The sequence below is a fragment of the Neogemmobacter tilapiae genome, from assembly GCF_014652215.1.
GTDB lineage: Bacteria > Pseudomonadota > Alphaproteobacteria > Rhodobacterales > Rhodobacteraceae > Neogemmobacter > Neogemmobacter tilapiae.
In genome coordinates this window covers 66,562-89,854 of the sequence record NZ_BMYJ01000003.1, presented here as the reverse complement: position 1 = coordinate 89,854, position 23,293 = coordinate 66,562, and the positions used below count along the sequence as shown (strand labels likewise).

At 62.3% G+C, this 23,293-nt stretch carries 19 protein-coding genes; 13 read left to right on the top strand and 6 right to left on the bottom strand.

The window, feature by feature from the left end; genetic code table 11:
- Window positions 1–3: 3 nt before the first annotated feature.
- Window positions 4–828: a YihY/virulence factor BrkB family protein gene (locus IE095_RS05465; RefSeq protein ID WP_229804548.1), complete on the top strand. Its 825-nt coding sequence runs from the start codon at window positions 4–6 to the stop codon at window positions 826–828.
- Here the strand turns inward: IE095_RS05465 and IE095_RS05460 are convergent.
- From IE095_RS05460 to IE095_RS05450, 3 genes are all read right to left on the bottom strand, one after another.
- Window positions 825–4,310 (bottom strand): translocation/assembly module TamB domain-containing protein, encoded by a 3,486-nt coding sequence (locus IE095_RS05460; protein ID WP_189410619.1) that lies wholly within the window; start codon window positions 4,308–4,310, stop codon window positions 825–827. The genes IE095_RS05465 and IE095_RS05460 overlap by 4 nt on opposite strands.
- Complete coding sequence (locus IE095_RS05455) at window positions 4,310–6,109, bottom strand: autotransporter assembly complex protein TamA (RefSeq protein WP_189410618.1); 1,800 nt, start codon at window positions 6,107–6,109, stop codon at window positions 4,310–4,312. The genes IE095_RS05460 and IE095_RS05455 overlap by 1 nt, the downstream gene beginning before the upstream one ends.
- Before the next feature lie 82 nt (window positions 6,110–6,191).
- Window positions 6,192–7,469 (bottom strand): ROK family transcriptional regulator, encoded by a 1,278-nt coding sequence (locus IE095_RS05450; protein ID WP_189410617.1) that lies wholly within the window; start codon window positions 7,467–7,469, stop codon window positions 6,192–6,194.
- A 213-nt stretch (window positions 7,470–7,682) separates the two neighbouring features.
- Between IE095_RS05450 and IE095_RS05445 the strand changes: the two genes are divergently transcribed.
- The 7 genes from IE095_RS05445 (at window position 7,683) to mgrA (ending at window position 15,389) form a co-directional block, all read left to right on the top strand.
- A complete protein-coding gene (locus IE095_RS05445; protein ID WP_189410616.1) occupies window positions 7,683–8,708 on the top strand; it encodes a substrate-binding domain-containing protein in 1,026 nt (341 codons plus the stop codon).
- A gap of 151 nt (window positions 8,709–8,859) precedes the next feature.
- Window positions 8,860–10,179, top strand: coding sequence for a sugar ABC transporter permease (locus tag IE095_RS05440; protein ID WP_189410615.1), 1,320 nt, complete (start codon window positions 8,860–8,862; stop codon window positions 10,177–10,179).
- A gap of 11 nt (window positions 10,180–10,190) precedes the next feature.
- Window positions 10,191–10,955, top strand: coding sequence for an ATP-binding cassette domain-containing protein (locus tag IE095_RS05435; protein WP_189410614.1), 765 nt, complete (start codon window positions 10,191–10,193; stop codon window positions 10,953–10,955).
- Between the two features lie 2 nt (window positions 10,956–10,957).
- A complete protein-coding gene (xylB, locus tag IE095_RS05430; protein ID WP_189410613.1) occupies window positions 10,958–12,397 on the top strand; it encodes a xylulokinase in 1,440 nt (479 codons plus the stop codon).
- An 11-nt stretch (window positions 12,398–12,408) separates the two neighbouring features.
- Window positions 12,409–13,710: a xylose isomerase gene (gene xylA, locus IE095_RS05425; protein ID WP_189410612.1), complete on the top strand. Its 1,302-nt coding sequence runs from the start codon at window positions 12,409–12,411 to the stop codon at window positions 13,708–13,710.
- 92 nt (window positions 13,711–13,802) lie between these two features.
- Window positions 13,803–14,306 (top strand): DUF4405 domain-containing protein, encoded by a 504-nt coding sequence (locus tag IE095_RS05420; protein ID WP_189410611.1) that lies wholly within the window; start codon window positions 13,803–13,805, stop codon window positions 14,304–14,306.
- 54 nt (window positions 14,307–14,360) lie between these two features.
- A complete protein-coding gene (gene mgrA, locus IE095_RS05415) occupies window positions 14,361–15,389 on the top strand; it encodes an L-glyceraldehyde 3-phosphate reductase (protein WP_189410610.1) in 1,029 nt (342 codons plus the stop codon).
- 27 nt (window positions 15,390–15,416) lie between these two features.
- Here mgrA and rsgA read toward each other — a convergent pair whose 3' ends face one another.
- The 3 genes from rsgA to ubiG form a co-directional block, all read right to left on the bottom strand.
- Window positions 15,417–16,451: a ribosome small subunit-dependent GTPase A gene (gene rsgA, locus IE095_RS05410; protein ID WP_229804547.1), complete on the bottom strand. Its 1,035-nt coding sequence runs from the start codon at window positions 16,449–16,451 to the stop codon at window positions 15,417–15,419.
- A 152-nt stretch (window positions 16,452–16,603) separates the two neighbouring features.
- A complete protein-coding gene (locus IE095_RS05405; RefSeq protein ID WP_189410608.1) occupies window positions 16,604–17,515 on the bottom strand; it encodes a calcium-binding protein in 912 nt (303 codons plus the stop codon).
- Window positions 17,516–17,533: 18 nt separating this feature from the next.
- Window positions 17,534–18,271: a bifunctional 2-polyprenyl-6-hydroxyphenol methylase/3-demethylubiquinol 3-O-methyltransferase UbiG gene (gene ubiG / locus IE095_RS05400; protein WP_189410607.1), complete on the bottom strand. Its 738-nt coding sequence runs from the start codon at window positions 18,269–18,271 to the stop codon at window positions 17,534–17,536.
- Between the two features lie 60 nt (window positions 18,272–18,331).
- Between ubiG and pip the strand changes: the two genes are divergently transcribed.
- The 5 genes from pip to nusA all read left to right on the top strand — a co-directional run bounded on the left by pip (window position 18,332) and on the right by nusA (window position 23,292).
- Window positions 18,332–19,309, top strand: a complete 978-nt coding sequence (gene pip / locus IE095_RS05395) for a prolyl aminopeptidase (protein WP_189410606.1) — start codon at window positions 18,332–18,334, stop codon at window positions 19,307–19,309.
- Window positions 19,309–19,770 (top strand): tryptophan-rich sensory protein TspO, encoded by a 462-nt coding sequence (gene tspO, locus IE095_RS05390; protein ID WP_189410605.1) that lies wholly within the window; start codon window positions 19,309–19,311, stop codon window positions 19,768–19,770. The genes pip and tspO overlap by 1 nt, the downstream gene beginning before the upstream one ends.
- A 155-nt stretch (window positions 19,771–19,925) precedes the next feature.
- A complete protein-coding gene (locus tag IE095_RS05385) occupies window positions 19,926–20,903 on the top strand; it encodes a TerC family protein (RefSeq protein WP_229804546.1) in 978 nt (325 codons plus the stop codon).
- A 147-nt stretch (window positions 20,904–21,050) separates the two neighbouring features.
- Window positions 21,051–21,659, top strand: coding sequence for a ribosome maturation factor RimP (gene rimP, locus IE095_RS05380; protein WP_189410603.1), 609 nt, complete (start codon window positions 21,051–21,053; stop codon window positions 21,657–21,659).
- Window positions 21,660–21,678: 19 nt separating this feature from the next.
- The gene (gene nusA, locus IE095_RS05375; RefSeq protein WP_189410602.1) at window positions 21,679–23,292 is read left to right on the top strand and encodes a transcription termination factor NusA; all 1,614 of its coding nucleotides are present in this window, start codon (window positions 21,679–21,681) and stop codon (window positions 23,290–23,292) included.
- The last annotated feature ends 1 nt before the right edge of the window (window position 23,293 follow it).

Below are 23,293 nucleotides of genomic sequence, written 5' to 3'. Positions count from 1 at the left end.
GTGTTGTCCTTTCTGCGCCAAAGCCTGAGTTTTCTGCGCCGCCTGATGTATCGCATCCAGATGGCCAAGATTGGTATGGCCGCCGCCAGCACCGCCTTTTTCGGCTTTCTGGCCCTGTTCCCCGCCGCCGCTGTGATTATTGCCCTGTGGGGCGTGGGAGCCGACCCGGCCTTTGTGGGCCAACAGATCGAGCCGCTGCGAGACCTTTTGCCGCCCGATGCCTTTAGCCTGATTTCTGGCCAGCTGGAGGCCTTGGTGGCGGCCAGCACGCCGGGCCTAGGGCTTGCAACGCTTGTGTCCACACTGATCGCGCTTTGGTCCGCCCGCGCGGGCATTTCGGCGCTGGTGGGGGGGCTGAACGCCGTGCATCACCTGCCCGACCATGGCGGGCTGTGGCATGAGGCCTTGTCGATGCTGCTGACCGTGGCGCTGGTGGGGATCACGCTGGCGGCGATGTTGGCCGCTGTGGTGGCCCCCATTGTGTTGGCGCTGCTGCCGCTGGGGGCGGCGTCAAGCTTTGTACTGCATTCGGCGAACAACCTGCTGGGTCTGGGTCTAGCCATCTTTGGTCTGGCCATCGCCTATCGCTTTGGACCGAATCGCCCCCAGGGCGGACGGATTGCTTTTTTTACGCCGGGCATTGCCGTGGCGTTGATCCTTTGGGTGATGGTGTCGCGGGGATTCGTTTTGTATCTGGCGAATTTCGCCAGCTACAATAAAATTTACGGGTCCATCGGGGCGGTGGCGGCGCTGATGATGTGGTTCTATTTCGGGGCCTATGCGCTGCTGCTGGGGGCCGCGGTGGACGCGGAACGGGACGCTTCCTAATAATCTTTCTCAAAGAACAGGCCGATGCCTGTGTCGCCCTTGTTGTCGACGGAACCGCGCGCGGTGATGCTGTCGGTGATGTCGAGGTTTAACTGGATTTCGCTGGTGCCGTCGCTTTCAACCTCGATCGTCGTATAGGCGTTGCGGGAGATGTATTTGCCCAGTTTGACGGCGGTGTTGCCATCCTCGGCGGTGGAGACGTCGAGATCATCAAGGCCAAAGCCCTTGCGGAGTTTGGCGACGATGCCTTCGCCGCCACGGCCTGCAAGGGTGGCGACGGCGCTGGCAAGCTGGGCGAGCTGAAAGGCGGAAAGGCTGGTCAGATCGCGGGCGAAGAGCAGGCGGGAAAGGATTTCTTCTTCGGGCAGGTCGGGGGAGGATTCGAAGGTGACTTCGGGTTCAAAGGCGCGACCGGCGACGCGGACCGAGGCGGTGATGCCTTCGCTTTCGGTCGAGGCGAGGATGTCAAGGCGGGGGTCGAAATTGCCCTCCATCTGAAGGCTGGCCTGGGCGATTTCGAGGCGTTTGCCAAGGATATCGAGGCGGCCGCGGATGAGGTCGAATTGGCCGATGGGCTGAATGTTGTCGCTGGTGCCCGTCAGGCGCAGGCTGCCGCCGAGTTCGGCATCAAGGCCACGGCCACGGACAAAGACGCGCTCGGGGGCGTCGATGGTGATATCAAGGGCAAAGGGGCGGGTGGCGGTGCTGCTGGTGTCGGGGCCACCGAGCAGGCCCGCGCGGCGGCGGGTTTCGCGGACATCGGCGGGTTCGGCGACATGCTGGAGGTCGGGGAGGCTGCCTGCGGCGCCAAGGCCGGTGTCGGGGACGCGGATTTCGGTTTCATTGAGAAGGATGTTGCCGGTGACCAGGGCGCCGCCGGTGAGGGGGCCAGAGATGCGGACATCGCCGTTGAGGCGGGTTTGGTAAAGGCGGGGGTCGCGGAGGATGACCTGGGCAAGGCTGGCCTGAAGGTCGCCTGTGAAGGGGGGGGAGAGGCTGAGGGAGCCGCCGCCGGTGATCTGGCCGCCGGAACTGACAGCGGTGGAGAAGGTAACGTCAGCGCGGCCTGCGGCGAGGCGGGCTGTGGCTTCGATGCCCGCAAGGGAGAAGGGGAGGGCGGAATCGGCGAGGCGGGCGCGGGAGAGGGTGATGGTGCCGGAAAGGCTGGAAAGCTGGGGGGGGCCGTTGAGGGCGAGGTCAAAGGAGACGGGGCCGGTGATGGTGCGGGGGCGGATGAAGACATTGGCAAGGCCGGCCTGAGCGGTGCCCGACAGGCGAAGGGCGGCGGTGGAGCCATAGGTGCCGGTGACGCGGGCGTTGATGCCGCCGGGGCCGGTGCCTGTCAGGTCAAGGGCATAGGCCGTGCCTTGGGGGCGGGCGGTGCCTGTGAGGGTGACGGGGCCGGGGAAATCTGGAAGGAGGAGGGCAAGGTTGGCGAGGCGGGCGTTGAGGGCGATGGCTTCGCCCTGGGTCTGGGCGCTGGCGTTCAGTTGGGGGTTCTGGACAAGGGCGCGGCGGAGGTCGATCCGGTCGCCCGCAAGGCCAAGCTCGATGTCGAGGGTGGAGGTGCCTGCCAGAAGGCGGTCAGCCTCGGCGATGCCAAGGCGGAGGCTGGTGCCGTTGCCTTTGAGGGTGGCGGTGAGGTTGTCGAGGGGGCCCTTGAGCGCGAGATCGGCGGAAAGGGCACCGCCATAGGCGGGATCAAGGGCGGCAAGGTCGGTGAGGGCGATCTGGGCGGTGAGATCGGTGGCGGTGCTGGAAAGCTGGCCTTGGGCGCGGGCGGTGAGTTGGCGGGCGGTGACATCCAGCTGTTTGAGGGTGATGCCCGTGGCATCGCGGGTGACGGCAAAGGCCAGTTGCGCCTGCCCTTGCAAAAGCCGGTCGGCATGGGGCTGGCCGATGGTGACATTGGTTGTGTCAATCTGACCCGTCACATCGCCCGCGCCTGCCAGCAAAAGGCCTTGCCCCGAAACCTGCCCCTGCACCGCGCCGGTGAGGGGACGCCCGGCAAGGAGGGCAAAGCGGGTCAGGTCATCGGCGTTGATGGTGGCCTTGCCGGAGAGGCGGAGGCCTTGGGCCGGATCGGAGAGGCGGAGGTTGCCTTGCAGGCCGAAATCGGGGCCTTGCAGGGTCAGGTTCGACAGGGCGAGGGGCTGGCCTTCTTGCCAATGGAACAGGGCTTGGCCGGACAGGCCCTGCGCCAGAACCGGTTGCAGGGTGGGGTCGTCGGTGGCCAGACCTTGCCCGTTAAAACGCAGGCTGCCGCCGACGACAGCCCCCGCGGTGCTGCGGCCAATGCGGCCTGCGCCGGAAAGCGCCAGATCCTGCGCGCGGAAGCCGCTGGTTGAAAGGCCCTGAAGGGCACCATCCAGCCGCCAGCCGGTGTCGGATCGGGAATCGTAGCCCAGTTGCAGATGGGCCTTTGTGATCTGCACCGGCGTTTCGCCCGCGATGGGCAGGGTTACGGCCTGCCCCGCAGGGTCAGCAATGTCGGCGGTCAGATTAAAGCTGTCGGGCAGGCCATCGGCGCGCAATTGCAATTGGCCGGACAGTTGGATCGAGCGGGCCGAAAGATCGAAATCATTCAGCGACAGCGCGCCGCTGCTGCGGCGCAGGCCATCGGCAGTCAGGCGCAGGTCATTGCCAAAGAAATCGGCGTATTCGGGCAGGAACAAGGGCGCAAGATCGCCCGCCAGATTGGCGCGGAAAGCCTGACCGTCGGGCCGTTCGATCAGTTCGATCTGACCTGTCAGGCGGTCTTGCCCTGCACTGGCCAGCCGCACATCGGCGGTAAAGTCCGAGATGGGGCCATCGCCTGAAATCGACAGATCCACCGCCGGGTTGCCGGGCAGGTTCAAAAGCCGGGTGGCGATCCCGCCCGCCGCCTCGGACGCGGAAAGGCGCAGGACGAGTTGCTGGGAGGCGTTGTCGAAGGAACCGCCAAATTCGATCTTGGCCGCAGGGCCATCGTCGGTGCGTTCCAGCGTCAGTTGGGCCGCCCCTTGCCCGCCGTCGATGGCGGCCCGCGCGGTGATCGACGCCTCGATCGGTTCACCCAGAACCGATTCGCCCAAAAGCAGGCGTTGGGTGCCCAGTTGGCCCAGCTCGACCGACACAGGCAGTTCGGGAATGGCAAAACCGCCCGCCTCGGGGCTGGCGGTGGTTTCGGTTTTGGGCAGGCGGTCGAGGATGATTTCATCGGCGGTCAGTTGGTTGACCGAAACGCGACCGCCCAGAAGGGCGGAACGGTTCCAATCCAACACGACGCCGTTTAGCGTCAGCCAGATGCCCTGATCATCGGCGATGGTCAGCCTTTCGATGGTCGCCTGCGAGGACAAAGCCCCCTGAAAGCCGGTGACGATGACCTGACGGCCCGCGCCGGAAAGATTGTCTTCCAGAAGGCCGGTCAGAAAATCGCGGTCGCTTTCCTGCGCTTGGGCGGGCAGGGCGAGGAAGAGAAGGGGGAAAAGGATACGCTTCATCAAAAGGCCTGCCCGATACCGATGTAGAATTGCACGCCGTCGCCAGTGTCGCCCCCCACGGGGGTGGCGACATCCAGACGGATGGGGCCAAAGCCGGTGTCATAGCGTGCACCAAGGCCTGCGCCTGCGTGCCAGTCGCTGCCGCCGCCGTCCATGCTGACCTGGCCTGCATCGACAAAGCCGACGAGGCCGATTTTCTGGGTGATCTTGGCGCGCAATTCCAGCGACCCGGCCATGAATTCGGTGCCGCCCATGCCCAAGGCCGCGCCACTGGCATCGGTGGCCCCCAAAGATTGATAGGGCTGACCGCGCACCGAACCGCCGCCGCCGGTATAGAAGAGGTCATCCTGCGGGGTGGTCAGCGGATCGGCCCCAAAGATTGCGCCCGCCTGAACACGGCCCGCCACGACAAAGCGCGCATCTTCGCCAAAGCCGCGATAGGCGCGGGCATCGACAACGGCGCGCAGGCCCGAGGCGGTGACGCCAAAGCCCTTGAAGGGTTTGATTTCACCATCGACGTAAAAGCCCTTGGTGGCATCCAAGGGTTCATCGCGGCTGTCCCATGTCAGGCCTATGGGCAGCGCCAGATGTTTGAGGGTGATTTCGGTTCCTGATATGTCAAATTTGCCATATTCGTATTCAATCCCAAGCGAACCGCTGAGTTTGGGGCTGAAATAATGGCTGAGGGAAACCCCGGCGACGGCGAGATCAGCGGTGAAATCTTCTTCATTCAGCCGCCCGATGCCGAATTTCAGGCCCAAGGTGGTGTCGGGGGTAAAGGTGGCGGGGCGGTCAAGCGTCACCTCTAGCCCATAGTCGGTGCCGCCGGTGGCCGCGCCAATGTTCAGGATTTCGCCGGAGAACGTCAGGCGTTCGGCCCCGCCCAGCAGGTTGCGATGGGTCCATTCGCCGGTGAGTTTGGCACCTTCGAGACTGGAAAGCTCGGCCCCCAGCGAATAATGGCGCGGCTTTTGTTCAACAAGCATGGCGGTGATGGGCAAGAGGTCGGGCGATTGGATGGTTTCGCTTTCGATCATGCTGACGGAGGAGAAAACGCCGGTGCGGCGCAGGCGGTCGGCGGCGCGGTCGAGTTCCTCGGGGCTGAAAACCTCACCTTCGGGCAGGCCCGCGATTTTGCGCACACGGCGTTCTTTCATACGCTGGATGCCTTCGACCGAAAGGGGGCCAAAGCGCAGGCGGGGGCCGGGGTCCATCGCGATGTCGGCAGCAAGAGTCTGGGCGGGGTGGTTGGCGACGATCTTTTGCGCGGCGACACCGGCCTTGGCATGGCCCAGATCGCGCCAAGCCTTTGTCGCGGCGGTCACGCTTTCGACGACAAGGTCGCTTTGCGCCACTTGGCCGGTGGCAAAACCCTCGGGCAGTTCGGTGCCGGTGGCGAGGGGGCCGATGGCGGCGCGGGAAAACAGGAAGGTGGGGCCGGGATCGACGGTGACGATCACCTGACGGATTTGGGCGGGGGCGTCGAGGGCGGGGATCGAAGCGGCCTCACGCCCATCGACCAGAACATGGACGACGGGGGAGTAATGGCCTTGGGCATAAAGCGCGCCGACCATGCGGCCATATTCGGACAAGGCGGCGGCAAACAGGTCGCCGGGTTCTTGCGTCTTTTCGCGGGCGGCCTCTAGCAGGGCGGAGGAGTCTTTCAGGGTTTCGGTCAGATCCTCATCCGTGCTGGACACGCGGAAATCGACCAGATCCTGCGCTTGCGTTGGCAGGGCAGCGGACAACAGGGCCGCGGTCAGGGCCGTGGCGGAAAGGGTTACCAGATAACGGGCCAAGTTCCCCCCCGAGAACAACAGGTGATGGGCCGACTATGGCAGCCCCGCCTGTGAACGCAATCCGCAATGCGAAGGTTCCCGGCTATTGGGCGGCAAAACTCTCGCGCGTCGACAGGAGCAGGTTTTCGCTGATGGCCGAAAGGGCGAGGGCGGCGGCCCCTTGGGCCCAGAGGAGATGGCCCCAGGTGCTGATTTCGATGGGGGGCAGGGGTTTGCCGGTGCGGATGGCGAGGTTTTCCATCTCGGCCAGGGTTTCGGAGGCGTAGAGATAATCAAAGCGCATGCGTTCGCCGGAGAGGATGATGAGTTCGGGGTCGAAGAGGTTGACGATGTTCGACAGGCCAACGGCCAGATAGCGCCCGGCGCGACGGAAGATGGAACGGGCGGCCCCATTGCCGGCCTTGGCGTGGTCATAGAGGCTTTCCAGCAGCACCTTCATCGGGCGGCCGTCGCGGTTGGTGAGGTTCAGGGCCACGGTCGCCTCGCGCGCAAGGGCGTAGTCGGCGGTATAAGCCTCAAGACAGCCGCGCTGGCCGCAGCGGCAGAGGGCACCGTCAAGCTGGACCTTGATATGGCCCAGCTCCATCCCCAGCCCGCGCGCGCCGCGATAAAGGCGGTGGTTGAGGACAAGGCCCATGCCAAGCCCCTGTTCGATGGTGACAACCGCGAAATCCGAGCGACCGCGACCCGCGCCGAACCACAGCTCGGCCAAGGCGCAAAGATTGGCGTCGTTGTCGATGAAGACGGGCACGCCCAGACGGCTGCCCGCGAGATCGGCGAGGGGGACGTGGATTTCGGCGAGGACGGAGGACCAAAGGACGGTGCCGCTGCTGCTTTCGATGAAGCCGGGCATGGCGATGCCAACGGCAGAGAGGTCGCGGCGGGTCATGCCAATTTTGGCGGTGACGGTGTCGACCAGCATGTCGATCAGGCTGACCGCCTCGGCCGGGGTCAGGGGTTCGGGCATACGGTCCAGCACATGATCGGCCAGATGGTTGCCGGCGAAATCGGTGATCACCGCCGAAAGACTGCCGTCGGAGAGTTTGAGGCCCACCACGCGATGCGCCTCGGCCCGGACGCCCAGGGCCACGGCGGGGCGGCCACGTCCGGCCTCATTTTCGCGGGGGGCGCTGATTTCTTCGATCAGCCCAGCCTCGATCAGTTCCTGCGTCAGCGTGGTCACGCTGGCGGGGCTGACGGAAAGCTCCTTGGCGATCTGGCTGCGGGCGATCTGGCCAGCGGCGCGGATGCGTTCGAAGACCTGTTGCCGCAGTGGGCGGAGTGATTCGGACAGGGGCGGAATCAGTGGGCCGCAGCCTAGCCTTCCCTCGGGCCTTTGCGTCCGCCGCACCGATGACATTTCTTTAGTCCCCTGAACAAAAGATCGCCTATAACGTTTACGCAAGGCCTGTTTTTCGCCGCGATGCAGCAGGTGCCTGCTGAAAAAGCGGTCATGTGAAGATTGAGCGACATTTTTTATTTTGACAACTGAAAATAATCAGGCCAATTTCCCGCCCGTATCGGCGAATCTGCCGGACCGGCCATGCATGGGTCGCATCCAAGGGAGGATAATATGCGCAAGGTATTTATCGCTGCGGTCATCGCCGCGGCTGGTATCAATTCGGCTGCTTTGGCCGAAGGCAAGAAAATCGGCGTGTCGTGGGCGCAGTTCCAGGAAGAGCGCTGGAAGATCGACGAAGCGGCGATGAAAGCGGCGATTGAAGCGGCTGGCAACGAATACGTGTCGGCTGACGCGCAATCGTCAGCTGAAAAGCAACTGTCGGACGTTGACGCACTGATCGCGCAAGGGGTGGATGCGCTGGTGATCAACGCCTGGGACAAGGACGCTATCGGGCCGGCCATCGAGAAAGCCGCTGCCGAAGGCATTCCGGTTGTGGGCTATGACCGTCTGATCGAAGACGACCGGACTTTCTATCTGACCTTCGACAACGTGGGCGTGGGCCGCATCATCGCGGAAAACGTGTTCGCCGCTGCCCCCAAAGGCAACTATGCGATCATCAAGGGTGACCCCGGTGATCCGAACGTCGGCTTCCTGCGTCAAGGCATGGAAGAAGTCATCGGCGCTGCCGTGGCTGCGGGCGACATTGTGATCGTCGGCGAAGCCAACTCGGACGGCTGGAAGCCAGAGAATGCCCAGAAGAACATGGAGCAGATCCTGACCGCCAACAACAACGCCGTGGACGCCGTTCTGTCGCAGAACGACGGGATGGCCGGTGGTGCTGCGGCCGCGCTGGCCGCACAGGGCCTGAACGTTCCTCTGGGTGGTCAAGACGGTGACTTGGCTGCGATCAACCGCGTGGCCCGTGGCACCCAGACCGTTTCGGTCTGGAAAGACGCGCGTCAACTGGGCAAGGCCGCTGGCGAAATCGCCTCGGCCCTGGCAGATGGCACGGCGCTGGACGGGATCGCTGGTGCGACCAAGTTCTCGGGTGGGGAAAAAGGCGTTGAAATGAACGCGATCCTGCTGGCTCCGACGCCGCTGACCAAAGACAACCTGAACGTCGCGATCGACGCGGGCCATATCTCGAAAGAGCAGGCTTGCGAAGGTGCGATGGCTGGCGTTGTCGGCTGCGAGTGATCGCTTGATCGCGGGGTGCCGTCCTTGGGGCGGCACCCCATTTTCCTGACGGGCCGGGGCGAGACGCCAGGCCAAGACGTCCTCTTTTGACCGCATGCCATATGGGCCGGAACAAGGCCGCGCGGTCACCCTTTAGTCACATGGACGGGACATGACCGACATCAACCAAAATCCTCAGGCCGCCGGAAAAGAGGAAGGCCCGATTGGCCGTTTTCTGCGGGCCACCGAAATTGACCCCCGCCTGATCGGCATGGTCGGCGCGCTGCTGCTGATCTGGATCGGTTTTCACGTTTATGCCGAGCTGTTTCTGGGCGGCGGCACTTTCCTGACGCCGCGGAACCTGTGGAACCTTTCGGTGCAGACGGCCTCGATCGGCATCATGGCGACGGGGATGGTTCTGGTGATCATCACCCGCAACATCGACCTGTCGGTCGGTTCGATTGTCGGCGTGACGGGCATGTATATGGGTCTGTTGCAGGTGGAATGGCTGCCGCAATATCTGGGGCTGGGGCATCCGGCGATCTGGATCATCACGGTAATCTTCGGGATTGTGTTGGGGGCTTTGATCGGCGCGCTTCAAGGCAGCATGATCGCCTATTTGTCGATCCCGGCCTTTATCGTGACCTTGGGCGGTTTGCTGATCTGGCGCGGTGTGGCCTTTCTGGCGGCCGATGGCCGGACGATTTCGCCGGTGGATGAGACCTTTGCGCTGATCGGGGGCGGGCCGTTCGGGGCGATTGGGGCGACGGGATCGTGGATTTTGGCGGCGATTGCGAGCGCGGGTGTGATCTGGATGATCGTGCGGGGGCGTGGCAATCGGCGCAAGCACGGCTTTCCGCTGCGTCCGATGTGGGCGGAATATTTCATGGCCGGTCTGGGCGTGGGGCTGATTGCCGTGGCGACCTGGGTGGTGAATGCCTATCCGTGGCCGAAGGGCATTCTGAAACAGTATTATGAGGGTCTGGGGCAGGAAGTGCCGGAGGACGCCTTTATCTCGCATGGCTACGCCTATCCGGTGATCATCCTTGTGGTCGTGGCGATCCTGATGACGGTGCTGATGACGCGCACCCGTTTTGGTCGCTATGTGTTTGCTATCGGGGGCAACCCGGAAGCGGCGGCGCTGTCGGGGATCAACACCCGGGCGATGACGGTGAAGATCTTTACGCTGATGGGGGCCTTGGCTGGTCTGGCGGGGGTCATCGGTTCGGCGCGTCTGAACAGTGCGACCAACGCGCTGGGGGATCTGGACGAATTGTATGTGATCGCGGCGGCGGTTGTCGGCGGCACGTCGTTGGCCGGGGGCGTGGGCACGATCTATGGGGCGATTATCGGGGCCTTGGTGCTGGTATCGCTGCAAACGGGGATGGTGCTGATCGGTTTTGGCGACGGTTCTTACCGCAAGATCGTGATCGGGGCGGCGCTGGTTCTGGCCGTCTATCTGGACATTCTTTACCGCAAACGCCTGAAATAAGGGGACGAGTCATGAACACCACAAATCGCGGCACGCCCCTTGTCGAAATGCGCGACATTTCGATTGCCTTTGGGGGCATCAAGGCGGTCGACCATGTGACGGTCGATCTGTATCCGGGCGAAGTTGTGGGCCTTTTGGGCCACAACGGGGCGGGGAAATCGACGCTGATCAAATGCCTGTCGGGGGCCTATCAGGCGGATGCGGGCGACATTTTCATCAATGGTGAAAAGGTCGAGATCAAGGATCCGCGGGATGCGCGGGCGCAGAACATCGAGACGATCTATCAGACGCTGGCTTTGGCGGACAATCTGGATGCGGCTTCGAACCTGTTTCTGGGTCGGGAGCTGGTGAACAGCTTTGGTTTCGTCGATGAGACGAAGATGGAGGCGGAAACCCGCAAGATCATGGGGCGGCTGAACCCGAACTTCCGCAAGTTCAACGTGCCGGTGAGCGCGCTTTCGGGGGGGCAGCGGCAATCGGTGGCGATTGCGCGTGCCGTCTATTTCAACGCGAAAATCCTGATCATGGACGAGCCGACAGCGGCCCTGGGGCCGCATGAGACGCAGATGGTGTCAGAGCTGATCCAGGAACTGAAGGCGCAGGGTCTGGGGATTTTCCTGATCGAGCATGACATCCACAATGTGATGAAGCTGTGCGACCGGGCGGTGGTGATGAAGAACGGCCAGCGTGTGGGGACGGTGAATGTGAATGAAGTCACGGATGACGACATTCTGGGCATGATCATTGCGGGCAAAAAGCCTGCGCAGGCGGTGTGAGCATGTATATCGGGCTTGATCTGGGCACGTCCGGTCTGAAGGGCATTCTGATTTCGGAAGATCAGAAGGTGATCGCCGAAGCGAGCGCGCCGCTGAACGTGGCGCGGCCGCATGAGGGGTGGAGCGAGCAGACGCCGGCGGATTGGATCGCGGCGGCGGAAAAGGTGATGGATGCGCTGTCGGCGCATGGGCTTTCGGGGGTCAAGGGGATTGGCCTTTCGGGGCATATGCACGGGGCGACCTTGCTGGATAAAGCGGATGAGGTGCTGCGGCCCTGCATCCTGTGGAACGACACGCGCAGCCATGAAGAGGCGGCGGAATTGGATGGGGATCCGCAGTTCCGGCGTGTTAGCGGTAATATCGTGTTTCCGGGGTTTACGGCGCCGAAACTGGTCTGGGTGCAGCGGCATGAGCGGGCCATTTGGGACAAGGTGGCGAAGGTTCTGCTGCCGAAAGATTACCTGCGGCTTTGGCTGGTAGGGGACCATGTCGCGGAAATGTCGGATGCGGCGGGGACAAGCTGGCTGGACACGGGCAAGCGGGATTGGTCGGAGGATCTGCTGGCCGCGACGGGGCTGAACCGCGATCAGATGCCGCGTTTGGTGGAAGGGTCTGAAGTGTCGGGGACACTGCGGACCGAGCTGTGTTCGCGTTGGGGCTTGTCCAACAGCGTAATCGTTGCAGGCGGGGGCGGCGACAATGCGGCGTCCGGCGTCGGGGTCGGCGTGGTGCGGGCGGGGGAGGCGTTTGTTTCGCTGGGAACCTCGGGCGTGCTGTTTGCGGCGAATGACGGCTATCAGCCGGATCCGGCGACGGCGGTGCATACGTTCTGCCATGCTTTGCCCAACACCTGGCACCAGATGGGCGTGATTCTGGCGGCGACGGATGCGCTGAACTGGTTTGCGGGGCTGGTGGGGCAGGATGCGGCCAGCCTGACGGGGAACCTTGGGGCGCTGCAAGCGCCGGGCAAGACGGCCTTCCTGCCCTATCTGGGGGGCGAGCGGACTCCGCTGAACAATGCCGCCGTGCGGGGGGCCTTTGTCGGGTTGGAACATGCGACCGACCGGGCCGCAGCGACGCGGGCGGTGCTGGAGGGTGTGACCTTTGCCATCCGCGACTGCCGCGATGCTTTGGCCGCAACGGGAACCAAGCTGGAAAACCTGCTGGCCGTCGGCGGCGGTTCGCGGTCGGAATACTGGCTGCGGGCCATTGCCACGGCGCTGGATTGCCCGGTGCATCTGCCGGTGGCGGGTGATTTTGGCGGGGCCTTTGGTGCCGCCCGTCTGGCCCTTATGGCCGCCACGGGGGCAGGCGCCGAAATCGCCAGCCTGCCGCCCATCGCGCGTTCGGTTGAACCGGATGCGGCCCTGAAAGACGCGTTCGATGCCGGCCATGCCCGCTATCGCGCCGCCCAAACCGCCATCACTGGCGCAAACTTCTAAGGAACGACACCATGACCGACTTTTTCAAAGGCATCCCGGCGATCAAATATGAAGGCCCGGACAGCAGCAACGAATTCGCCTTTCGCCACTATAACCCCGACGAGATCGTCATGGGCAAGCGGATGGAAGACCAGATGCGCTTTGCCGTGGCCTATTGGCATTCGTTTGCCTGGCCGGGGGGCGATCCGTTCGGCGGGCAGACCTTTGAGCGCCCGTGGTTTGGCGACAGCATGGATCTGGCGCGGCTGAAAGCGGATGTCGCGTTCGAGATGTTCGATATTCTGGGGGTGCCTTTCTATTGCTTCCACGACGCCGATGCCCGCCCTGAAGGGGCGACTTTCGCGGAAAGCCTGAAAAACCTGAACGACATTGCGGATTATCTGGAAGCCAAACAGGCCAAGCACAAGACGCAATTGCTGTGGGGCACGGCCAATATGTTCAGCCATCGGCGCTGGATGTCGGGGGCGGCCACGAACCCGGACCCGGATGTTTACGCCTATGCCGCCGCCAATGTGAAGGCGAACATGGACGTGACGAAACGTCTGGGCGGGCAGAACTATGTGCTGTGGGGCGGTCGTGAAGGCTATGAAACCCTGCTGAACACCGACCTGAAAGCCGAACGCGCCCATGCGGGGCGGTTCCTGCAACAGGTGGTGGAATACAAGCACAAGATCGGTTTCAAAGGCGCGATCCTGATTGAGCCGAAGCCGCAAGAGCCGTCAAAGCACCAGTATGACTATGACGTGGCGACGGTTTACGGGTTCCTGAAAGAATTCGGGCTGGAGAAAGAAGTTCAGGTCAACATCGAACAGGGCCATGCGATTCTGGCGGGCCATTCGTTTGAGCATGAAATCGCGCTGGCCTCGGCCCTTGGGATTTTCGGGTCGATCGACATGAACCGGAACGACTATCAGTCCGGCTGGGACACTGACCAATTCCCGAACAACCATGCCGAAAAGGCGGTGGCTTTCTATGAAATCCTGCGGGCGGGGGGGTACACCACGGGCGGGACGAACTTTGACGCCAAGGTGCGCCGTCAGTCGCTGGATGCCGAGGATCTGATTCTGGCGCATGTCGGCGGGATGGACACCTGTGCGCGGGCACTGAAAGCGGCTGCAGCGCTGCTGGAAGACGGTTCGCTGGAAAAGGCGCGGGACGAACGCTATGCGGGTTGGAAAACCCCTGCCGCGCAAGCCATGCTGAAAGGCGGGCTGGAGGCTGCTGCGGCGCGGGTGACCGCCGAAGGTCTGGAACCGCAGCCGAAATCGGGCCGTCAAGAGCGGCTGGAAAACCTGTGGAACCGGTTCGTCTGATCTAGGCGAAAATCCTGCAACGCGCGCGACGGAACGCCCCGTCGCGCGCGTTTTGCTTTTGGCGGGCCAGCCGCCGAATGCAAGGAAGACCGATGAGCCAGATTGTCCACCGCTATGCCACGCCATTCATCACTTGGCTGTTCATGATTTCTTTGATCACGGGGATCGCGCTTTTCGTGCATATCGGCCCGGCGGCCTTTCGGGAAATGCACGAGATTCTAAGTCTGGTGCTGATTTTGCCCTTTGCGCTGCATCTGTGGAAGAACTGGCGGCCGATGATGGCCTATCTGCGCAAGCCGGCGATGATTGTGGCGACGGCGGTTTCGGTGGCGATGATGGTGCCGTTCTTTCTGGCGGGCGAAGAGGGGCGTGCGGGTGGGCCGCCGCAGTTTGCCTTTGCGGGGGCGGTGATGGCCAATCCGGTGGACAAGGTCGCACCGTTGTTCGGGCTGAGCGCGGAGGATTTGCAGGCTTTGCTGGGGGATGCAGGCTATGATGTGTCCGATCCGGGCCAAAGCCTGCATGCGATGGCTTTGGGGGCCGGGAAAAGTGACGCGGACATTGCGGCCTTGCTGAATGGGTTGTCGGGGGCTTGAACCCCGGCGCATTTGCCCGCAAAGATTAACGGTAATCTTTGCTGGGAGGCTTCCATGACCTATACCCCCGCCGCCGACCGCCATGAGCGGATGGTCTATCGCCGCTGCGGCAACTCGGGCCTGATGCTGCCCGCCATTTCGCTGGGCCTTTGGCACAACTTTGGGCACGACACACCGCACGACACCAAGCGGGCGATTTGCCGGACGGCGCTGGACCACGGGATCACGCATTTCGATCTGGCGAACAACTATGGCCCGCCGCCCGGCAGCGCCGAAGAGGCGTTCGGGGAAATCTTGCGGACGGATTTTGCGGGCTATCGGGATCAGCTGATCATTTCATCCAAGGCCGGATACCGGATGTGGGACGGGCCTTATGGCGAATGGGGCAGCCGGAAATATGTGGTCGCCTCTTGCGACCAGTCGCTGAAACGGATGGGGCTGGACTATGTCGACATCTTCTATTCCCACCGCTTTGACCCCGACACGCCGCTGGAGGAAACCATGGGCGCGTTGGATCAGATCGTGCGGTCGGGTAAGGCGCTGTATGTCGGCATTTCCAGCTATAACAGCCAGCGCACGCGTGAGGCGGCGGCGATCCTGAAGGATCTGGGGACGCCCTGCGTGATCCATCAGCCGAGCTATAACATCCTGAATCGCTGGGTCGAAACGGATGGGCTGAAGGATACGCTGAAGGAGTTGGGGATCGGGTCGATAGCCTTTACGCCTTTGGCGCAGGGCATTTTGACGCGGAAGTATCTGGGTGGGATTCCGGCGGACAGCCGGGCGGCGCAGGGCAAATCGCTGGATCCGGGGACGATCAACGAGCGGGCGATTGCCTCGGTCAAGGCGCTGGATGCGATGGCGCAGGAACGGGGTCAGACCTTGGCGCAGATGGCCTTGGCCTGGGTTCTGCGCGAAGGCGGGATCACCACGGCGCTGATCGGGGCCAGCAAGCCCGAGCAGGTGGTGGATTGCGCGGGGGCCGTGAAGAACTTGGAATTCACGGCGGAAGAGCTGGCGATGATTGACCGGATTTCATCCGAGGAAGACATCAATCTTTGGGCCAAATCTTCGGCGGAATGATGATGGAGGGCGGCTTTCGGGCCGCCCTTAGCGTTTCTTGCCGCCAACCTTGGTGATCTTGTTGCCGCGCGGGCCGGTCTGGACGGGCGTGTTGGCGGTGTTTTCATCCGTCAGCTTACGCCAGCGGGCCAGCCGCGCGGAATCGAGTTCACCAGCCTTGACCGCCGCCTGAACGGCACAGCCCGGTTCATGGGCATGGGTGCAATTGCGAAAGCGGCAGTTTGGGGCCAGTTCGGTGATTTCGGCGAAAACCTCGCCCAGACCAGCGGCAATGTCGCTGACATGCAGGGTGCGGATGCCGGGAGTGTCGATGACCCAGCCGCCGGTGGCGATGGCGTGAAGCGAGCGAGAGGTGGTGGTGTGCCGCCCCTTGGCATCAGATTCGCGGATTTCGCCGGTCAGTTGGGCATCCTCGCCCGTCTTGGCGGCGAGGGTGTTGAGCAATGAGGATTTGCCGACACCAGAAGAGCCGACGATGGCAATGGTCTGGCCCGAGGCGCACCAAGGGGCCAGGATGGCCAGTGTTTCGGGGGATTTGGTGTTGACGGCGACGACGGGCAGGTCGCGTTGCAGGCCCGTGACCTGATCGCGGTAGGGGGCGATATCGGGCACCTGATCGGCTTTGGTCAGAACGATGACGGGTTTGGTGCCCGCCTCGGCGGCCAGCGCCAGATAGCGTTCCAGCCGGGCCGGGTTCAGATCGTCGTTGCAGGAGGTGGCGATGAACAGGGTATCGACATTGGCGGCGATCAGCTGCGGAACCCGCGCGCCTTCGGTGTGGCGTTCCAGCAGGGACTGGCGGTTAAGGCGGCGGATGAGGGTGTTGGTGTCGGGTTCAACCAAGGCCCAATCGCCGACGGCATAGTCAGCGGTGTTGGTGGCGATGGGAAGGATCAGGCGCACAGGGCCACGGCCGGATTCGGCGGTGAGGCGGGCGCGGTGGACGGTGGCGATGCGCATGGGGACTAGGGCGTCGTCTTCCGCCGTCAGCTGATCGGTAAAGAAGGCCGACCAACCAAGGTCTGCCAAGGCAGCGGAAAGGGGATCAGATGCGGTGTTCACATTTGCCTGCATGATCAACCAGGGGCCATGATGCAAGCCCTTCGTTCGCTGTGGAATGGACACTTGCGCGCCAAGGCAGGGGCTGAACTGGCCCCTGCGTCAAGGCGGCGCTGGACGACCGAATGGTGACCGCGCGACCCATTGCGGCGCGATCAGGCGATGATCAGGAAATCAGCGTTGGTAAGATTGGTCCCCGCCGTGACGGCGGCGAACTGCACCTTTTCCCCTACGCCATTGCCATCAGCATCATAGAACAAGGCACCAGTGGCCTTGTTGTAGATTAAAAAGTCGTTGGCATCCAAAGCGGCGTTTCCGATCCGAAGATGGTTTTTGTCCACAACGCCCGCTGCGAGGCCGCCGAATTCGGAACTTTTCAGAACGATGTCGTCAAGCCCTGCCTGAAAATCGGTGATCCGGTTGCCTGCGGTGGTGGCGGGGGTCTCTTCGAAACGGAAATCATCCGCGCCTGCGCCGCCGGTCAGCAAGTCCTGGCCCGCCGAGGCATAAAGCGTGTCGTTGCCAATACCGCCAAGGATGGTGTCATTCCCGGCGTTGCCAATTCCGGCGTCATTGCCGCGGCCCAGAACCAGCCGGTCACGGCCATTGCCGCCCTGAAGCTCATCCTGGCCGGCAAAGCCTTGGATGACGTCGTTTCCGCCGAAACCTTCCAGGCTGTCGCCGAGTGCTGTGCCGATCATCGTGTCGTTGCCGTTGAAAAACAGGTTGGCCAAGGCCTGCTCGGTCGGCGCGGTGGAAAAGTCATAGAAGGCCTGGGCGTCAATGGCCCAGCCTGTCACGGTCACCTTTGTTTCACCGGCAATCTTGCCGACCAGGCCGGTGATCGTGCCGCCGGTCACATCCAGTGGCCCGCCGGGGGCACCTGAAAATTTCAGTCCCTCGCCACTGTAACGGAAAGAAGCCTGACTGGAGCCAAAGTAGCGCAGGCTGTCGGCCGTTGCCTCGACCTTGGGAAGCAGCACGAGCGGTATGACCGCAAAAGAGATGGAAGCCCCGGTGGGGTTGCCGCCAGAACCCACGCCTGTGCCAAAAACAAATTTTGCCAATTCTGCACCTGTTTCAAATCAACCAGTCCGAACGCTGGCCGTCACATAATTGCAAGTCAGATCGCGGTCTGACAAGGACCAGTCCCAGCGGAGGGGGTTGAAGACCATGCCCTTGCGGTCAACGGGGGTGAGGCCTGCCTTGCGGATGAGGTCGTAAAGTTCATCGGGGGTGATGAATTTCTTCCATTCATGGGTGCCCTTGGGCAGCCAGCGCATGATCCACTCGGCCCCGATGATCGCCATGGCAAAGCTTTGCGGCGTGCGGTTGAGGGTGGAGCAGAGCATGATGCCGCCGGGTTTTAGCAGATCATGGCAGGCCGTCAGATAAGCGAGCGGGTCCGAGACATGTTCGACCACCTCCATATTCAGGACGACATCGAAACGCTCGCCTGCGGCGGCGAGGTCTTCGGCGGTGCTGTGGCGGTAGTCGATGGAAAGGCCCATCTGTTCGGCATGGACTTGGGCCACGGGAATGTTGCGGGGGGCGGCGTCGGCGCCAACCACGGTGGCCCCTAGGCGGGCCATGGGTTCCGACAGCAGCCCGCCACCGCAGCCGATGTCGAGCAGGCGGAGGCCCTTGAACGGCAGGGGCGCTTTCAGGTCGCGGTCAAATTGGGCGGCGATCTGGGCGTTGATATAGTCAAGGCGGCAGGGGTTCAGCATATGCAGGGGTTTGAACTTGCCGTTCGGATCCCACCATTCGGCGGCCATCGCCTCAAACTTTGCCACTTCGGCTGGGTCAATGGTCGTCTGCATGGATCACCTTCTGTCATAAAGCAGCATGGCAGAGCCGCTGATTGGCGTTATATAGGGGGAATGGATCAAAGATCAGGCCCCAAAAACGCGCAAGAGGCGCTTTATCCCCCGATCGAGCCTTTCGATCAGGGCCATGTGAACATGGGCGACGGGCACAAGGTCTATGTCGAACAATGTGGCCGCAGGGATGGGATACCGGTTCTGGTGCTGCATGGCGGGCCGGGGGGCGGGTGCAGCCCGACGATGCGGCGGTTCTTTGACCCGGCGGTTTATCGGGTGGTGCTGTTCGATCAGCGGGGCTGTGGGCGGTCACGGCCGCATGCGAGCGTGGAGGCGAACACCACGCCGGATCTGATCCGCGACATCGAGGTGATCCGCAATCTGCTGGAGATTGATCGTTTCATCCTGTTCGGCGGGAGTTGGGGCGCGACCTTGGCGCTGAGCTATGCGCTGACGCATCCGGAACGGGTGGTGGCGATGGCGCTGCGGGGGGTTTTTCTGGGCACGCGGGCGGAGCTTGATTGGTTCTATGGTGGGGGGGCGGGGCTGTTTTATCCCGACCTTTGGCAGCGTTTCGTGCTGGCGATCCCCGAGGAGGAACGGGGCGATCTGATTGGGGCCTATCACCGGCGGCTGTTCAGCGGCAATGCTGGGGAAGAAACCCGTTACGCGCGGCTTTGGGCGTCTTGGGAAAATGCGTTGGCCTCGATCCAATCCGATGGGGTGATGGGAGAAAGCCCGGCAGAATATGCGCGGGCCTTTGCGCGACTGGAGAACCACTATTTCCAGAATGCGTGTTTTCTGGCGCGGGATGGCTGGATTCTGGAGGAAAAGGCCCGGTTGGCGGATATTCCGGCGGTGATCGTGCAGGGGCGGTTTGATATGGTCTGCCCGCCGATTTCGGCGTGGAAACTGGCGCAGGGCTGGGGAAAATGTGATCTGCGGATGGTGGGGCTTTCGGGCCATGCGCTGTCGGAGCCGGCGATCACGGCGGAACTGGTGCGGGTGATGGATCATTGGCGGCAGGGGGTGGCGTGATGGATTGGGCAACATTCGGGATTTTCGCCTTGGCCAGTGCGGCTGCCGGATCGACGGGAGTCATGTTCAAGCCGGGCGATTGGTACGACGGGCTGAAAAAGCCGGAATGGCGGCCGGAAAAATGGATGTTCCCGGTGGCTTGGACGACGATTTATGTCCTGTCCGCGCTGGCTGCCACTTGGGTTTCGGCGCTGCCGGGGGCGGGCTGGGCCTTGGCGCTGTGGTCGGCGCAGATCGCGCTGAACACGCTTTGGACGCCAACCTTCTTTGGGGCGCGGCGGATGGGGCTGGGCATGGGGATCATGGTGGTGCTGTGGATCGTCGTCGCCTTGATGGTCTGGGCGTTTTTCCTGCTGGACCTTTGGGCCGGGCTTTTGTTGCTGCCGTATCTGGCTTGGCTTTCAGTGGCGGCACCGCTGAATTGGCGGGTTTGGAAAGATAATCCGGGGGCGGGGGCTTGAAGCCGTGAATTTCACGCCTAAGTGATGGGGGCGGACCGGGCCCCTCTGACAGCTATGCTGTGATGTCGGCCGCATCGAGCGCGCTCGATGTCAGCCCGGAAGCCTTCCGCTGCGGACCTCGGCGCATGTCTGTGCAAAAGGGTCTGATAATGGACATGCTAACACTATTGTTTCTGGGAACCCCGCTTTGGATGTGGGGTGTCTTTCTGTTTCTGGTCATTGGCCTGCTGGTTCTTGACCTTGGGGTTTTCAACACGGGCGATCACGAGATCGGCGTGGCCGAAAGCCTGAAAATGTCGGCTTTCTATATTGCGCTGGGCTTGGGCTTTTCCGGGTTTATCTGGTGGCAGATGGGGGGCGTTGCAACGGCGCAGTATCTGACGGCTTTCGTGGTCGAAAAGACGCTGGCCTTGGACAACATCTTTGTCATCGCGCTGATCTTTGGCTTTTTCGCGGTGCCCCGCATGTATCAGCACCGGGTGCTGTTCTGGGGAATTCTGGGCGTGATCGTGCTGCGCGGCATCATGATCGGTCTGGGGGCGACGCTGGTCGCGCAGTATCAGTGGGTGCTGTATGTCTTTGCCGTCTTCCTGATCCTGACGGGCGTGAAAATGCTGTTTTCGAGCCATGACAAGGAACCTGACCTGCACAACAACGCGCTGGTCAAGTTTCTGAAGCGGCGGTTCCATGTGACGGATGAGATCGAGGGCAACGATTTCTTTGTGAAAAAGCCCGATCCGAAAACCGGCAAGCTGGTGAATTATGCGACGCCGCTGTTTCTGGCGCTGGTGATGGTGGAAGCCGCTGATCTGGTCTTTGCCGTCGATTCGGTGCCGGCGGTTTTCACGATCACGACGGACCCGTTCATCGTCTATACGTCGAACATCTTTGCGATCCTTGGCTTGCGGGCCCTGTATTTCGCCCTGTCGGCGGTGTTGGCGCGGTTTGCCTATCTGAAATACGCGCTGTCGATCCTGCTGGTGTTCATCGGGTCGAAGATCTTTATCGCCGATCTGATGGGCTGGGCGAAGTTTCCCCCCATGTGGTCGCTGGGGATCACCTTTGCGATCCTGACGGCGGGCGTGGTGGTGTCGCTTTGGAAGACGCGCGACACCGTGGCCAAGGCCGCGTAATCGGCTGGGGCGGGGCTATGGCCTCGCCCCTTGCATTTGCTGGGGGAGGGGCGTATAGGCCTTGCCAACAGCAGTTCCGGTCTCCACCCCCGGGACGACCGATGAACCAAACGGGCCGCTGGGGCCCGTTTTTTGTTTCTGGATGCCATGACTGATCTTATCGCCAAAACCGCCATCGACCGGCGTCTGGCCGACCTGATTTCCCCGATGATCGAATCGATGGGGTTCGAGTTGGTGCGTGTGCGCCTGATGGGGGGCAAGACCCGTATTCTGCAAATCATGGCTGACAAGCCGGAAGGCGGGATCGAGGTGGATGATTGCGGACGGATCAGCACCGCCGTTTCGGCGATTCTGGACGTGGAAGACCCGATTGAGGACAATTACGTGCTGGAAGTTTCGAGCCCCGGGATTGATCGGCCGCTGACGCGGCTGAAGGATTTCGAGATGTGGAAGGGCTGGGATGCACGGATTGAAACCAGTGAACTGATCGATGGGCGTCGGCGGTTCAAGGGCATCCTGCAAGGGGTTGAGGCCGAAGAAGTGCTGATCGAGATCGAAGAGGGGGCGGAAACGCTGACCATCGGTCTGCAATTCGATTGGCTGTCGGATGCGAAACTTTTGCTGACGGACGATCTGATCGCGGAAATGCTGCGCCAGAAAAAGGCCAGCGGCGTGATCGACGAAAGCCAGTTTGACGAAATTGAAGAATCCGAAGGGGGCGACGACGAAGACGAAGCCCCCGTGACGAAACACTGAACCGCCGGGAGTCTAGAAGATGGCGATTACCTCAGCGAACCAGCTTGAACTGTTGCAAACGGCCGAGGCCGTGGCGCGGGAAAAGATGATCGATCCCGATCTGGTGATCCAGGCGATGGAAGAAAGCTTGGCCCGTGCGGCCAAGTCGCGTTATGGGGCGGAACTGGACATCCGGGTGAAGATTGACCGGAAAACCGGGCGGGCGACCTTTGCGCGGGTGCGCACGGTGGTCGAGGATGAGCTGGTAGAAAATCACCATGCGCAGATCACGGTGAAACAGGCGAAATCCTATCTGGCCGATCCGAAAATCGGCGATGAGGTGATCGACGAGGTTCCGCCGGTGGATCTGGGGCGGATTGCGGCGCAGTCGGCGAAACAGGTGATTCTGCAAAAGGTGCGCGAAGCGGAACGGGATCGTCAGTATGACGAGTTCAAGGACCGCAAAGGCACGATCATCAACGGCGTGGTCAAGCGGGAAGAATACGGCAATATCATCGTGGATATTGGCCGGGGCGAAGGCATCCTGCGGCGGAACGAAAAGATCGGCCGTGAAAGCTATCGTCCGAACGACCGGATCCGTTGCTATATCAAGGATGTGCGGCGCGAAGTGCGGGGGCCGCAGGTGTTCCTGTCGCGGACCGATCCGCAGTTCATGGCAGAGCTGTTCAAGATGGAAGTGCCGGAAATCTATGACGGCATCATCGAGATCAAGGCTGTGGCCCGTGATCCGGGCAGCCGCGCCAAGATTGCCGTGATCAGCTATGACAATTCGATTGATCCGGTTGGGGCCTGTGTGGGTATGCGGGGCAGCCGGGTTCAGGCGGTTGTGGGCGAGCTTCAGGGCGAAAAGATCGACATCATTCCGTGGAATCAGGATACGGCGACTTTCCTGGTGAACGCGCTGCAACCGGCGGAAGTGTCGAAGGTGGTCTTCGACGAAGAAGCGGGCAAGATTGAAGTGGTGGTGCCGGACGAACAGCTTTCGCTGGCGATTGGCCGCCGCGGGCAGAACGTGCGTCTGGCGAGCCAGTTGACGGCTTTGGACATCGACATCCTGACCGAGGCCGAGGAAAGCCAGCGTCGTCAGGCCGAATTTGCGGAACGGACCAAGCTGTTCATGGACACGTTGGACGTGGACGAGATGATGGCGCAGCTTCTGGTGGCCGAAGGCTTTACCAATCTGGAAGAAGTGGCCTATGTCGATGTGGACGAACTGCTGTCTATCGACGGGTTCGATGAGGGCACGGCAGGCGAATTGCAGGCGCGGGCGCGGGACTTTATCGACGAACAGAACCGAAAGGCGCTGGAACATGCGCGGTCCTTGGGTTTGGACGACAGCCTGGCGAATTTCGAAGGTCTGACGCCGCAGATGCTGGAAGCCTTGGCGAAGGATGGCGTGAAGACGCTGGAAGACTTTGCAACCTGCGCCGACTGGGAACTGGCTGGTGGCTGGACCACGGTGAACGGGCAGCGCGTGAAAGACGAAGGCGTGCTGGAGAAGTTCGAGATGAGCCTTGAAGAGGCGCAGACCTTGGTGATGACGGCGCGGGTGATGCTGGGTTGGGTGGATCCGACCGAAGCCGAACCGGAAGAGGCGCTGGAAGCCGAAGATGACGAGGAGGCCGAGGCCTGAT

Excerpts from the sequence above, each read along its gene's own strand:
- nusA (WP_189410602.1), top strand. The coding sequence starts at position 21,679 with ATGGCGATTACCTCAGCGAACCAGCTTGAACTGTTGCAAACGGCCGAG.
- IE095_RS05385 (WP_229804546.1), top strand. The coding sequence starts at position 19,926 with ATGCTAACACTATTGTTTCTGGGAACCCCGCTTTGGATGTGGGGTGTC.
- IE095_RS05445 (WP_189410616.1), top strand. The coding sequence starts at position 7,683 with ATGCGCAAGGTATTTATCGCTGCGGTCATCGCCGCGGCTGGTATCAAT.
- IE095_RS05460 (WP_189410619.1), bottom strand. The coding sequence starts at position 4,310 with ATGAAGCGTATCCTTTTCCCCCTTCTCTTCCTCGCCCTGCCCGCCCAA.
- IE095_RS05435 (WP_189410614.1), top strand. The coding sequence starts at position 10,191 with ATGAACACCACAAATCGCGGCACGCCCCTTGTCGAAATGCGCGACATT.
- IE095_RS05420 (WP_189410611.1), top strand. The coding sequence starts at position 13,803 with ATGAGCCAGATTGTCCACCGCTATGCCACGCCATTCATCACTTGGCTG.
- xylB (WP_189410613.1), top strand. The coding sequence starts at position 10,958 with ATGTATATCGGGCTTGATCTGGGCACGTCCGGTCTGAAGGGCATTCTG.
- IE095_RS05450 (WP_189410617.1), bottom strand. The coding sequence starts at position 7,469 with ATGTCATCGGTGCGGCGGACGCAAAGGCCCGAGGGAAGGCTAGGCTGC.
- tspO (WP_189410605.1), top strand. The coding sequence starts at position 19,309 with ATGGATTGGGCAACATTCGGGATTTTCGCCTTGGCCAGTGCGGCTGCC.
- pip (WP_189410606.1), top strand. The coding sequence starts at position 18,332 with ATGGATCAAAGATCAGGCCCCAAAAACGCGCAAGAGGCGCTTTATCCC.
- ubiG (WP_189410607.1), bottom strand. The coding sequence starts at position 18,271 with ATGCAGACGACCATTGACCCAGCCGAAGTGGCAAAGTTTGAGGCGATG.
- rimP (WP_189410603.1), top strand. The coding sequence starts at position 21,051 with ATGACTGATCTTATCGCCAAAACCGCCATCGACCGGCGTCTGGCCGAC.
- xylA (WP_189410612.1), top strand. The coding sequence starts at position 12,409 with ATGACCGACTTTTTCAAAGGCATCCCGGCGATCAAATATGAAGGCCCG.
- mgrA (WP_189410610.1), top strand. The coding sequence starts at position 14,361 with ATGACCTATACCCCCGCCGCCGACCGCCATGAGCGGATGGTCTATCGC.
- IE095_RS05440 (WP_189410615.1), top strand. The coding sequence starts at position 8,860 with ATGACCGACATCAACCAAAATCCTCAGGCCGCCGGAAAAGAGGAAGGC.